Genomic DNA, 12,684 nt, shown 5'->3' on the forward strand with positions numbered 1-12,684 from the left:
TGCCCGCACCAAACAGCACTTGCCAAGCAAGAAGGTTTTCAAGATGTCCAACAGTATGGGTATTGCCAGCGCTTTCGTTTTGTCCTCTTTGTTCCTGTCGCCATTGGCGATGGCGGAAGAATCGCAGACTTTCGTCGCGCATAACGCCGCACGCGCTGCGACGTTCGAAGAGCATCAGATCGAGATGACGGCCAAGGCTGCGCAAGACTCCCAAGCCCCGCAGGCATCCAGCATCCAGGCCCGGCCACTGGCCGAGAAAGACAGCTGACCGGCACTGATCACTCCCGTTTCCCTCGACACTTTCATCGGCTTTTCCCTTTGAAAAGTTGTCTCCAAAGCCGCTGTTGTCAGCGGCTTTTTTTATAGTGGCGACTCGACCTTCCTTGCAATTTCTGCAACCAAAGTCACTGACGCCCACGTCAACGATCAATCGTTCGAGCAACAGGCAGGATTCACTCGGCTGCTGCGTTTATGCAACTACGCTTAGAGCGTCCCTTTAGCAGACGTCAGCCCTATGACCGCAAGCCGCACCGCACATTTTCAAGGCCCGACCGGGCGACCCGAGATCATGGTGATCTTGGGCAGCACCCTGACAGTCATCTCGATCCTGTGCATCGTCGCCTTTCTGCTGATCCGCGAACACGCCAACGCCCAGCAGACCGCCACACGCAGCGCGACTACCATTGCGCAACTGATCGATGCCGATGTCCTGCGTACGGTCGAGCTCTATGACTTGACCTTGCAGGGCCTGATCGCCGCCGCCCAACGGGACGACCTTAAACAGGTTGCACCACAGATTCGTCATCTGGTGTTGTTCGACCGCTCCACCACCGCGCGCTACAAGGGCGACGTCCTGCTGTTGGACAAGCACGGCGACGTGCTGGCCGACTCATCATTGATCGAGCCGAAACAGGGCAACTTCGCTGATCGCGATTATTTCCTGGCCCATGCCTTCAATCGCGACACCGGCATGTTTATCAGCCGGCCGTTCAAGCCACGCTGCGATTGCGATGACAGCGACGAATGGCGCATCAGTTTCAGCCGGCGCATTTCATCGCCCACGGGTGAGTTTCTGGGGGTCGCGGTGGCGTCGATGCGCATGAGCTACTTCGATCAGCTGTTCAGCAGCCTCGACATCGGCAACGGCAGTACGCTGGGCATCATCAACGACGACGGGATTCTCCTGGCGCAGAAACCATACCGGGAACCAAACACCATCGGCAAAAGCTTCTCCAGCCGCCCCAACGTCGTACGCATGCTGCGCGAGCGCAGCGGCACCTTTGAAAGCGTATCGAGTGTCGATCATCAACGGCGCCTGTACACCTTTACCCGGGTCGGCAATCTGCCGCTGACCGTCATCGTGGCCCTTTCCATCGATGAAGTGTTCGCCACCTGGAACCGCACGGCCTATGTGATCAGTGGTGCAACAGGGGTTTTGTGCATCGGCCTGTTGTGGCTGACCTGGTTGCTCTGCCGTGAGCTGCGACGGCGCCAAAGTGCCGAGCAGGAATTGGCGCAACTGGCGGCCACCGATGCCTTGACCGGCGTGGCCAACCGTCGATCCCTTGATCAGACCCTGCGCCATGAATGGTTTCGCGCGCAGCGCAGTGGCAAGCCGTTGTCGTTGCTGATGATCGATGCCGATCACTTCAAGGCCTTCAATGACCGGCACGGGCATCAGGCCGGCGACGAAGCCTTGCGGGCATTGGCCGAGGTCATCCGCGCCAATGTCCATCGCCCGGCGGATCTGGTGGCTCGCTATGGCGGCGAGGAGTTTTCGGTGGTCCTGGCCGAAACTGACGGTGAAGGCGCGAAGCAGATCGCCGAGCACATCCGCGAGGCGGTGCAGAAACTGCCACTGGTGGACCCCGGTGAGCCGCCGATGAGCGTAAGTATCGGTATTGCCACCTGGACGGCGGCCAGCGATATCAACCTGGAGCAATTGCTGTTCAGCGCGGACAAGGCGTTGTATCAGGCCAAGGAAGGGGGGCGTAACCGGGTTGTTTGTGCCAGTTGAATTCTATGCTGAATCGACTGGCCTCTTCGCGAGCAAGCCCGCTCCCACAGTTGACCGCGTTTCCCTGTGGGAGCGGGCTTGCTCGCGAAAGCGGCCTGTCAGGCAACACAAAATTCAGGACATAAAAAAAGGCCACCCGAAGGCAGCCTTTAAAAACTAGAGAGGTTTTTTGCTTACACCGCCGCAACCGGGCGCATGTAAGAGATTGGTGCGGTGCTGGCGTCTTCGAACGTCACGACTTCCCAGGCATCTGTCTGCTCAATCAACTTGCGCAGCAGCTGGTTGTTCAGTGCGTGGCCGGACTTGAAGCCCTTGAACTCACCAATCAGGCTATTGCCCAGCAGGTAGAGATCGCCAATTGCATCGAGGATCTTGTGCTTCACGAATTCGTCTTCATAGCGAAGGCCGTCTTCGTTCAGTACGCCATCGGCGTCGACCACGATTGCGTTTTCAACGCTGCCGCCGAGTGCGAGGTTGTGCTTGCGCAGGTACTCGATGTCACTCATGAAACCAAAGGTACGGGCGCGGCTGACTTCTTTTACGAACGAAGTGCTGGAAAAATCCACGCTTGCACTTTGGGTGCGGTCCCGGAAAACCGGGTGATCGAAATCGATCTCGAAGCTCACCTTGAACCCTTCGAAAGGGACGAAAGTGGCGCGCTTGTCGCCGTCTTCCACTGTCACTTCACGCAGGATGCGGATGAATTTCTTGGCGGCGTCCTGTTCTTCCAGGCCTGCCGATTGAATCAGGAATACGAAGGGTCCAGCGCTGCCATCCATGATCGGGACTTCGGACGCGGAGAGCTCGACGTAGGCGTTATCGATGCCCAGGCCAGCCATGGCCGAGAGCAAGTGCTCTACCGTGTCCACTTTGACGTCGCCGTTGATCAGCGTGGTCGACATAGTGGTTTCACCGACGTTTTCCGCGCGGGCAGGAATCTGCACCACAGGGTCGAGGTCAGCGCGACAAAACACAATGCCAGTGTCGACAGGCGCAGGCTTGAGGGTCAGGTAGACCTTCTCCCCGGAGTGCAGGCCTACACCTGTGGCACGGATAATATTTTTCAGTGTGCGTTGTTTAATCATGGCTTGGGCCGCTTCAGCGCAAATTGCGAACTGGTATCAACAAAGGCTGGCGATGATAGCAGACCGAGCCTTTGCTGAACACCAATCACCTTCATAGCCCTGATACATTCCATCAATCGGCCTGACGACGCAGGAAAGCCGGGATGTCCAGGTAGTCCAGGTCATCTTGCGGATTCATCTTCGCGGCAGTCGCAGCACCGGCCTGGGCCTGGTTGCGCATGACGGTCGGACGGTCCAGGTCACGGTAGTTCACCGCTGGAGCTTCCTGACGAACAGGGGCCTGTTGTTGTGGCTGTGCAGCCATCGAAGTGTGGACGGTATTGTCGATGACCTTCACAGGCTTCTCGATTTTAGCGCCAAGACCGGTGGCAACGACAGTCACGTGCAACTCGTCGCGCATGTCCGGATCGATAACGGTACCGACCTTGACCATCGCGTGCTCGGAAGCGAAGGCTTCGATGATGCTACCCACGTCGGAGTACTCACCCAGGGACAGGTCAGGACCGGCGGTGATGTTCACCAGGATGCCGCGAGCGCCTTGCAGGTTCACGTCTTCGAGCAGCGGGTTGCGAATGGCCGCTTCGGTGGCTTCGCGTGCACGGTTCGGACCGCTGGCGCAGCCAGTGCCCATCATCGCCATGCCCATTTCGCTCATCACGGTACGCACGTCGGCGAAGTCGACGTTGATCATGCCCGGACGCTTGATGATGTCGGAGATACCGCGAACGGCACCGGCCAGTACATCGTCAGCCTTGGCGAAAGCCGACAGCAGGCTTGCGTCTTTACCGAGGATGGTCAGCAGCTTCTCGTTGGGAATGGTGATCAACGAGTCGACGCTTTCAGACAGCAGACGGATGCCTTCGTCGGCGATCTGCATGCGCTTACGACCTTCGAACGGGAACGGACGAGTCACGACCGCAACGGTCAAGATGCCCATTTCCTTGGCCACTTCGGCGATGATCGGCGCAGCACCGGTACCGGTACCGCCGCCCATGCCAGTGGTGATGAACACCATGTTGGTGCCCTGCAGGACTTCGGCAATGCGCTCACGGTCTTCCAGAGCAGCCTGACGACCTACTTCAGGGTTGGCGCCAGCGCCCAGGCCCTTGGTCACACCGGTACCCAGTTGCAGGATGGTCCGCGCGCCGATGGATTTCAGCGCCTGGGCATCAGTGTTGGCGCAGATGAACTCGACGCCTTCAATGTTGCTCTTGACCATGTGGTTGACAGCGTTGCCGCCGCCACCGCCGACACCGATAACTTTGATTACCGGGCTTGCGGGGATGTTGTCTACGAGTTCGAACATTTTCCCTCTCCTTTCAATTCTCTAGTTTTTTCGCCTACTGCGTGCTTCGGTGTAACGGTATTGCGGTAAATCTTCAGAAATTGCCCTGGACCCACTTCTTCAGTCGGTCCAGCAACGGAGCCTGTGGCTCTTCGTTGCTGTAGCTGTCGCGACTGCCGATGCCCGAGAACGAGATGCCGTCGGACTGCTTCTGCAGGCCGTACATCAACAGGCCGACGCCGGTGGAATAAATCGGGTTGCGCACTACGTCATCCAGGCCTTTCACGCCGTGAGGCACGCCCAGGCGCACCGGCATGTGGAAGATTTCCTCGGCCAGTTCAGTGGCGCCTTCCATCTTCGCGGTACCGCCGGTCAGCACGATGCCGGCCGGGATCAGGTCTTCGTAGCCGCTGCGGCGCAGTTCGGCCTGGATCAGCGTGAACAGTTCGTCGTAGCGCGGCTCGACCACTTCGGCCAGGGCCTGGCGGGACAGCTCGCGCGGCGGACGGTCGCCGACGCTTGGCACCTTGATGGTTTCACCGGCACCGGCCAGTTTGGCCAGGGCGCAGGCGTAGCGAATCTTGATTTCTTCGGCGTACTGGGTCGGGGTGCGCAACGCCATGGCGATGTCGTTGGTCACCTGGTCACCGGCAATCGGGATCACCGCGGTGTGACGGATCGCGCCTTCGGTGAAGATCGCGATGTCGGTAGTACCGCCACCGATGTCCACCAGGCATACGCCCAGCTCTTTCTCGTCATCGGTCAGTACCGAGTACGCGGAAGCCAGTTGCTCGAGAATGATGTCGTCGATTTCCAGACCGCAGCGGCGCACGCATTTTTCAATGTTCTGTGCGGCGTTGACGGCGCAGGTGACCACGTGGACCTTGGCTTCCAGACGCACGCCGGACATGCCCAGCGGCTCGCGGACGCCTTCCTGGTTATCGATCACGTAATCCTGCGGCAGGGTGTGCAGCACTCGCTGGTCAGCCGGGATCGCAACGGCCTGGGCGGCGTCGAGCACACGCTCGAGGTCCGCCGAGCTGACTTCGCGATCACGAATCGCCACGATGCCGTGGGAGTTCAGGCTGCGGATGTGATTGCCGGCCACGCCGACGAACGCCGAGTGAATGCGGCAACCAGCCATCAGCTGCGCTTCTTCGATAGCGCGCTGGATCGATTGCACGGTGGATTCGATGTTCACCACCACGCCTTTTTTCAGGCCACGGGACGGATGGGTACCGATCCCGACGATTTCCAGCGTGCCGTCGTCCGCGACCTCGCCCACCAGCGCCACCACCTTGGAGGTGCCGATATCGAGACCGACGATCATTTTGCCGCTTTGCACGTTTGCCATGGGTCCTGCCTCTTCTTAATTCTTCGCGACAGCGGGTTGGGCTGCCGTGGGCGCTACAGGTTCCCGCCAGCCAACAGCGAGGCCGTTGGCGTAGCGCAGATCGATGCGCGCAATGTTCGTAATCTGTTCTTTGAGCGTCTTGTCATAGATGGCGATGAAACGGCGCATCTTTTCCACCTGGTTGCCGCGTCCCAGCAGCAGTTCGATCCCGGGACCCGCACTGCCGGGGCCGGTGGTCAGGAACCAGCTGCCGCGATCACGCAGTTCGAGGCGTGCAATCGAGAAGCCCAGCGGCCTGAGCATCTGGCTCAGCACCTGGTATTGCTGCATCACTTGCTGCTGGGCCCGCTGTGGGCCGAACAGCTGTGGCAGGTGTTCATAGTTCGCCAGCTCGCGCGGGGTGAAGGCCTGGCCCTGGTTGTTCAACAGCGACTCGTCGCCCCAGCGGGCCACCGGCAGTTGTTCTTCCAGGCGGATCACCACTTGATCCGGCCACACCCGGCGCACTTCGGCGTGGGCAATCCATGGCATCGTTTCCAGCTCGGTGCGCATGCTCGCCAGGTCGATGGTGAAGAAGCTCGCCGCCACGTACGGGGCGATCCGCTGCTGCACCGCTTGCTGGCTGATGTAACTCAAGTCGCCCTGCACATTGATCCTGGTGATCGGCCTGTCGGCATACGGCAACAACCGTGTCGCGCCTTCGTAAGTACCGAACCCCAAGGCCACCAGCAGTACCGGCCAGAACAACGCTTTGAGAAAACCGAAGTTGGCTTTCGGCAGGCGCGCGGACATCGGCTCTTTGGCCACCATTCGGCTGGCACCCCGCGGCACCGGCTTGCGGCCGGTCGGTGCGGAGGGCTGATGTCTGAGCTGAGCGCCTTGCATGGCCTTAACCTCTCGTCGACTCTTGGTTACCGGCAGTGTTGCCGACAACGCTCTGGGCCAGAATGGCCAGAACCAGTTGCTGGAAATCCAGACCGGCGGCACGGGCCGCCATCGGCACCAGGCTGTGATCGGTCATGCCCGGTGCGGTGTTGACTTCCAGGAACCAGAACTGCCCGTCGGCGTCCTGCATCACGTCTGCCCTGCCCCAACCGGCGATACCCAGCGCTTCACAGGCTTTCGCCGTGAGGTCCATGAGTTCCTTTTCCTTGGTGCTGTCCAGACCGCACGGAATGCGGTACTGGGTATCGTTGGCGATGTACTTGGCGTCGTAGTCGTAGAAGCTGTGCGTCGTGCCCAGGGCAATCGGTGGCAACACCTGGTCACGCAGGGTGGCGATGGTGAACTCCGGACCGTGAATCCATTGCTCGACCAGCACTTGCGAATCGTAGGTACTGGCCGCTTTCCATGCGTCGATCAGCTCGGACGCGGAACTCACTTTGGCCATCCCGATACTTGAACCTTCATGGGCCGGTTTGACGATCAAAGGGAAGCCCAGTTCCGTCGCCGCCGAAATACAATCGGCCTCGCTGCAAAGGACCGCGTGACGCGGCGTCGGAATGCCCAGGCTGTGCCAGACCTGCTTGGTGCGCAGCTTGTCCATGGCCAGGGCCGACGCCAGGATGCCGCTGCCGGTGTACGGAATGCCCAGGCATTCGAGCAGGCCCTGCATGCTGCCGTCTTCACCGCCACGACCGTGGAGGATGATGAAGGCGCGGTCGATCTTTTCGCTCTGCAGACGCTGCAGCAGGTCATCGCCCACGTCGAGGCCGAACGCGTCCACACCGGCGCTTTGCAGTGCGTCCAGAACAGCGTTACCCGACTTCAGGGACACTTCACGCTCGGCGCTCTTGCCGCCGAACAGCACGGCGACGCGGCCGAAGTCTTTCGGCGCGATCGTGGAGACCAGGTTGGCGTAGGCAGCACTCATTTCAACTTCCCCTTCTCCGGCGCGGCAACGGCACCGGCGAACAACTCACTTTTCAACAGTTTTGGTGCGAGACCGCCGATATCGCCGGCGCCCTGGCACAGCAGGATGTCGCCGGCACGCAGCAGTGGCTTGACCACTGGTGCGAGGTCGACACCACGCTCGATGTAGATCGGGTCGAGCTGGCCACGCTGACGGATGCTGTTGCACAGCTTGCGGCTGTCGGCCCCCGGAATCGGCTCTTCGCCGGCCGGATAGACTTCCATCAGCAGCAGGACGTTGGCGTCGGCCAGTACATTGACGAAATCGTCGTACAGGTCACGGGTGCGGCTGTAACGGTGCGGCTGGTAGACCATCACCAGGCGGCGTTCCGGCCAGCCACCGCGTACGGCCTTGATCACGGCCGCGACTTCCGTCGGGTGGTGACCGTAGTCATCGACCAGCATCACATTGCCGCCGTCCACCGGCAGTTCGCCGTAGACCTGGAAGCGTCGGCCGACACCCTGGAACCCGGACAGGCCCTGGACGATGGCTTCATCGCTGACGCCTTCGTCGGTGGCGATGCAGATGGTCGCCAGTGCGTTCAATACGTTGTGGTTGCCCGGCATGTTCACCGAAACATCCAGCGGCTCGCGGTCAGGGCGCAGCACGGTGAAGAAGGTCTGCATGCCTTGCTGGCGCACATTGATAGCGCGCACGTCGCAGTCTTCGCCGAAACCATAGGTGACCGTCGGGCGTTTGACCTGCGGGAGGATTTCACGCACCACCGGATCGTCAAGGCACACCACCGCCAGACCGTAGAACGGCAGGTTGTGGAGGAATTCGACGAAGGTTTTCTTCAGCTTGTTGAAGTCACCGTCGTAGGTCGCCATGTGATCGGCGTCGATGTTGGTGACCACGGCCACCAGCGGCTGCAAGTGCAGGAAGCTGGCGTCGCTTTCGTCGGCTTCGGCGATCAGGTAGCGGCTGGTGCCGAGCTGGGCATTGGTGCCCGCGGCGTTCAGGCGGCCACCGATCACGAATGTCGGATCCAGGCCTCCGGCGGCGAACACCGAAGCGATCAGGCTGGTGGTGGTGGTTTTGCCGTGGGTACCGGCAACGGCGATACCGTGGCGATAGCGCATCAGTTCAGCCAGCATCTCTGCGCGCGGCACCACCGGGATACGGCGTTCCAGCGCGGTAGCGACTTCCGGGTTGGACGTGTTCACGGCACTCGACACCACCAGCACGTCGGCGGTCGCGGCGTTTTCGGCGCGATGGCCGATGAAGATCTGCGCCCCGAAGGACTCCAGACGTTCAGTCACCGGCGAAGCCTTCAGGTCAGAGCCGGACACGGCATAACCCAGGTTCAGCAGCACTTCGGCAATCCCGCACATGCCCACACCGCCGATACCGACGAAGTGGATGCGGCGGATACGGCGCATTTCCGGTTGTGGCATGGCTTTCTGACTCTCAACCATGGGCCACCTCCAGGCAGCTATCGACCACGTTACGGGTGGCATCGGGTTTGGCCAGGCGGCGTGCCGCGGTAGCCATTTCGTTGAGTCGTTGTGGTTGCATCAGGACCTCTGTCAGGCGAGCAGCAAGATCCGCTGCGCCAGTCGTTCTTTGTGGCATCAGGAAGGCTGCGCCTTCACGGGCCAAATATTCGGCGTTGCGGGTCTGGTGATCGTCGATGGCGTGGGGCAAAGGCACCAGCATCGAGGGCAGACCGGCGGCGGCCAGTTCACTGATGGTCAGCGCGCCTGCGCGACATACCACCAGGTCGGCCCAGCTGTAGGCTTGGGCCATGTCTTTGATGAAGGGCTGCACCTGCGCCTCGACGCCAGCCGCGCGATAGCGCTCTGCAGTCACTTCATCGTGGTTTTTGCCGGCCTGATGGAACACTTCCGGACGCAAGTCGGCAGCGACTTGCGACAGGGCTTCAGGCAGCAACTTGTTCAACGGTTCTGCGCCCAGGCTTCCGCCAAGGATCAGCAAACGCGCCTTGCGACCGGCCAGGGCAGGTCGCGATGTCTCGAGGAACAGCTCGGTGCGCACCGGATTACCGGTGGTCCGGCGGCTGTCCGACAGGGTAAAGGTGTCGGGGAACGCTTCACAGACTCGGGCGGCCAACGGCACCAGCAACCGATTGGCGGTACCGGCCACGGCGTTCTGTTCGTGAACGATCACCGGCACGCCGGCCAGTTTTGCCGCGACGCCGCCTGGGCCGGTCACAAAGCCACCAAATCCGACGACACAGACCGGTTGCAGACGGCGAATGATCGCCCGCGCCTGCCAGACCGACTTGATCACCATGAACGGTGCCTTGAGCAGGGACAATTTGCCCTTGCCCCGCAGACCGCTGGCGTGGATCCGATGCAACTCGATACCTGCCGCCGGCACCAGATCGTTCTCGATCCCACGCGGGGTGCCGAGCCAGTGCACGGTATAGCCGCGCGCCTGGAATTCGCGGGCACAGGCCAGCGCCGGGAACACGTGACCACCGGTGCCGCCGGCCATGATCATGACGTTAGCGCCCATGGTTCGGCTCCTCGGCGAAGTCGCTCTCATGGAACTCCATCTCTTCACTGCCAAGGTGGGTTCGACTTTCCCACTCGATTCGCAGCAACAAGCCGAGACAGGCACAGCAGATCACCAACGAACTACCGCCATAGCTGAGGAACGGCAGGGTCAGACCCTTGGTCGGCAGCAGGCCGACGTTCACGCCGATGTTGATCAGGAATTGACCAATCCACAGGAACGACAGACCGTATGCCACGTAAGCTGCAAAAAACTGCTTGGCCTTTTCAGCCCACAAACCGATGTACATGCCGCGAATACACACAAAGACGAACAGTGCCACGGTGCACAACGAACCCACCGCCCCCAGCTCTTCGGCCAGGACCGAGAACACGAAGTCAGTGTGGGCTTCCGGCAGGTAGAACTGTTTCTGCACGCTATTGCCCAGGCCAACGCCCAGCCACTCGCCGCGACCGAAGGCGATCAATGCCTGGGACAACTGATAGCCGGCGCCGAACTGGTCGGCCCACGGGTCGGCAAAGTTGGTCAGACGCGCCATTCGATACGGCTGCATTTGAATCAACAGCACCACCGCGCCGACGGCCAGGACCACCATCAGGGAAAAACGGAACAGCCCGACGCCGCCAAGGAACAGCATCGCCGCCGCCGCCCCCATCATCACGACGGTGGCACCGAAGTCCGGCTCCATCAGCAGCAGGCCCGCCATCGGCAGCAGCACGATGAACGGCTTGAAGAAGCCCATCCAGCTTTCACGCACTTCTTTCTGGCGACGCACCAGATAACCGGCGAGGTAGATCACCACGAACACCTTGGCGATCTCGGAAGGCTGGACGTTGAAGAAACTGAAGCCGATCCAGCGCATCGAGCCGTTAACTTCACGACCGATCCCCGGAATGATCACCATCACCAGCAAGCCGAACGCCCCCAGCAGCATTAGCCAGCCCAAGCGTTGCCAGGTAGCGATCGGGATCATCATGGTGACGATGCAGGCACCCAGGCCCAGCACTACGTAAATAAGGTGGCGAATCATGTAATACAGGGCGCTGCCCGACTGCACGGCCGCCACTTCGGTCGATGCCGAGGCGATCATGATCAGCCCCAGGCCGAGCAGCGTCAGGCAACCGGCGAGCATCGGGAAGTCGAGGTCGATACCGCGCCCGGTGATGAGCGGCGATGGATACGGCTTGATGATGCCTTTGAGGCTCATGCCAGATCCTCCACGGCTTGGACGAACTGGTGACCACGGTCTTCGTAGTTCTTGAACATGTCGAAACTGGCGCAGGCTGGCGACAGCAGTACTACATCGCCTGGCTGGGCTGCGGCACGGCATTGCTCGACGGCTTCGACCAGGGAGCCGGCGCGGATCAGAGGTACGGCGTCGCCGATGGCCTCGCCGATCTTGTCGGAGTCGCGGCCCATCAGGACCACGGCGCGGCAGTTGGCCGCCACCGGATCGCGCAGGTCCTTGAATTCGGCACCCTTGCCGTCGCCACCGGCGATCAGCACGACCTTGCCGTCGATGTCCGCGCCCAGGCCTTCGATGGCCGCCAGTGCGGCGCCGACGTTGGTGGCCTTGGAATCGTTGTAGTAGCCCACGCCGTCGAGGTCACGGACCCACTGGCAACGATGCTCGAGACCGGCGAAGGTGCGCAGGCTCGACAGCATGGCATCGAACGGCAGGCCGACCGCATGGCCCAAGGCCAGGGCCGCCAGGGCGTTGGACTGGTTGTGGGCGCCACGAACCTTCAATTCGCGCACCGGCATCAGGTTCTGGAATTCGAAGGCCAGGTATTTCTCGCCGCCTTCTTCACGAATACCGAAGGCTTTGAAATCTGGTTTGTTCAGGCCGAAGGTCCAGCAAGGCTGACCCTCGCCCATCAACGGACGACTGAGGGCATCCTGGCGGTTGACCACGAACTGCCTGGCGCCACGGAAGATCCGGTGCTTGGCCAGGTGATAGGCCGGCAGACCGCTGTAACGGTCCATGTGGTCTTCGCTGACGTTGAGCACGGTCGCCACTTCGGCGTTGAGCTGATCGGTAGTTTCCAGCTGGAAACTCGACAACTCCATCACGTACAACTCGATGTCGTCGCTGAGCAAGTCCAACGCCGGGGTACCGAGATTGCCACCGACGGCAACACGTTTGCCGGCCGCAGCCGCCATTTCGCCGACCAGCGTGGTCACGGTGCTTTTCGCGTTGGAACCGCTGATGGCCAAGATCGGCGCCTTCGCGTTACGCGCGAACAGCTCGATGTCGCCGGACAACTTCACGCCACGGGCGGCGGCAGCCTGCAGGGCCGGGGTCGCCAGCGCCAGGCCGGGGCTCACGTAGAGCTCGTCGGCACGGCACAGGAATTCGACGTCCAGCTCGCCACAACGCACTTCCACGTGGGGATAGTCACGCTTGAGCGTGGCCAGTTCCGGTGGGTTTTCCCGCGTATCGGCCACTGCAAACGCCACGCCCCGGTTCGCCAGGAAGCGAACCAGGGACATGCCGCTCTTGCCGAGGCCGACAACGATGCGGAAGTGGTCAGAAGCGATCAGAGACAC

11 protein-coding genes are annotated in these 12,684 nt (G+C 61.2%); 2 read left to right on the plus strand and 9 right to left on the minus strand.

Features of this window, described 5'->3' with window-relative positions; all coding sequences use genetic code 11:
- Positions 1–43 precede the first annotated feature (43 nt).
- Together AC3IP0_RS23405 and AC3IP0_RS23410 are read left to right on the plus strand one after the other, a co-directional pair.
- Positions 44–268: a hypothetical protein gene (locus tag AC3IP0_RS23405; RefSeq protein WP_489317166.1), complete on the plus strand. Its 225-nt coding sequence runs from the start codon at positions 44–46 to the stop codon at positions 266–268.
- Between the two features lie 246 nt (positions 269–514).
- Positions 515–2,017 (plus strand): sensor domain-containing diguanylate cyclase, encoded by a 1,503-nt coding sequence (locus tag AC3IP0_RS23410; protein ID WP_489326026.1) that lies wholly within the window; start codon positions 515–517, stop codon positions 2,015–2,017.
- Positions 2,018–2,190: 173 nt separating this feature from the next.
- Here AC3IP0_RS23410 and lpxC read toward each other — a convergent pair whose 3' ends face one another.
- The 9 genes from lpxC to murD form a co-directional block, all read right to left on the minus strand.
- Complete coding sequence (gene lpxC / locus AC3IP0_RS23415; protein ID WP_007916984.1) at positions 2,191–3,102, minus strand: UDP-3-O-acyl-N-acetylglucosamine deacetylase; 912 nt, start codon at positions 3,100–3,102, stop codon at positions 2,191–2,193.
- A gap of 112 nt (positions 3,103–3,214) precedes the next feature.
- On the minus strand, positions 3,215–4,408 hold the full coding sequence (gene ftsZ, locus AC3IP0_RS23420) for a cell division protein FtsZ (protein WP_046041931.1): 1,194 nt from the start codon (positions 4,406–4,408) through the stop codon (positions 3,215–3,217).
- Positions 4,409–4,481: 73 nt separating this feature from the next.
- On the minus strand, positions 4,482–5,741 hold the full coding sequence (gene ftsA / locus AC3IP0_RS23425; RefSeq protein ID WP_007972611.1) for a cell division protein FtsA: 1,260 nt from the start codon (positions 5,739–5,741) through the stop codon (positions 4,482–4,484).
- Positions 5,742–5,756: 15 nt separating this feature from the next.
- Positions 5,757–6,626: a cell division protein FtsQ/DivIB gene (locus AC3IP0_RS23430; RefSeq protein ID WP_489317169.1), complete on the minus strand. Its 870-nt coding sequence runs from the start codon at positions 6,624–6,626 to the stop codon at positions 5,757–5,759.
- A gap of 4 nt (positions 6,627–6,630) precedes the next feature.
- Entirely contained in the window at positions 6,631–7,614 is a 984-nt protein-coding gene (locus AC3IP0_RS23435; protein WP_489326028.1) for a D-alanine--D-alanine ligase, read from the minus strand.
- Positions 7,611–9,071 (minus strand): UDP-N-acetylmuramate--L-alanine ligase, encoded by a 1,461-nt coding sequence (gene murC / locus AC3IP0_RS23440; protein ID WP_489317171.1) that lies wholly within the window; start codon positions 9,069–9,071, stop codon positions 7,611–7,613. Before murC ends, AC3IP0_RS23435 begins: the two co-directional genes overlap by 4 nt.
- A complete protein-coding gene (murG, locus tag AC3IP0_RS23445; RefSeq protein ID WP_489326030.1) occupies positions 9,064–10,134 on the minus strand; it encodes an undecaprenyldiphospho-muramoylpentapeptide beta-N-acetylglucosaminyltransferase in 1,071 nt (356 codons plus the stop codon). The genes murC and murG overlap by 8 nt, the downstream gene beginning before the upstream one ends.
- Positions 10,124–11,341, minus strand: a complete 1,218-nt coding sequence (ftsW, locus tag AC3IP0_RS23450; protein ID WP_056726220.1) for a putative lipid II flippase FtsW — start codon at positions 11,339–11,341, stop codon at positions 10,124–10,126. The genes murG and ftsW overlap by 11 nt, the downstream gene beginning before the upstream one ends.
- Positions 11,338–12,684 (minus strand): UDP-N-acetylmuramoyl-L-alanine--D-glutamate ligase, encoded by a 1,347-nt coding sequence (murD, locus tag AC3IP0_RS23455; protein ID WP_489326032.1) that lies wholly within the window; start codon positions 12,682–12,684, stop codon positions 11,338–11,340. Before murD ends, ftsW begins: the two co-directional genes overlap by 4 nt.

The organism is Pseudomonas sp. GL_103 (assembly GCF_057835175.1).

Bases quoted from the DNA above. Each gene is read 5' to 3' on its own strand.
- murC (WP_489317171.1), bottom strand. From the start codon at position 9,071: ATGGTTGAGAGTCAGAAAGCCATGCCACAACCGGAAATGCGCCGTATC.
- lpxC (WP_007916984.1), bottom strand. From the start codon at position 3,102: ATGATTAAACAACGCACACTGAAAAATATTATCCGTGCCACAGGTGTA.
- AC3IP0_RS23405 (WP_489317166.1), top strand. From the start codon at position 44: ATGTCCAACAGTATGGGTATTGCCAGCGCTTTCGTTTTGTCCTCTTTG.
- ftsA (WP_007972611.1), bottom strand. From the start codon at position 5,741: ATGGCAAACGTGCAAAGCGGCAAAATGATCGTCGGTCTCGATATCGGC.
- AC3IP0_RS23410 (WP_489326026.1), top strand. From the start codon at position 515: ATGACCGCAAGCCGCACCGCACATTTTCAAGGCCCGACCGGGCGACCC.
- AC3IP0_RS23435 (WP_489326028.1), bottom strand. From the start codon at position 7,614: ATGAGTGCTGCCTACGCCAACCTGGTCTCCACGATCGCGCCGAAAGAC.
- ftsW (WP_056726220.1), bottom strand. From the start codon at position 11,341: ATGAGCCTCAAAGGCATCATCAAGCCGTATCCATCGCCGCTCATCACC.
- ftsZ (WP_046041931.1), bottom strand. From the start codon at position 4,408: ATGTTCGAACTCGTAGACAACATCCCCGCAAGCCCGGTAATCAAAGTT.
- murG (WP_489326030.1), bottom strand. From the start codon at position 10,134: ATGGGCGCTAACGTCATGATCATGGCCGGCGGCACCGGTGGTCACGTG.
- AC3IP0_RS23430 (WP_489317169.1), bottom strand. From the start codon at position 6,626: ATGCAAGGCGCTCAGCTCAGACATCAGCCCTCCGCACCGACCGGCCGC.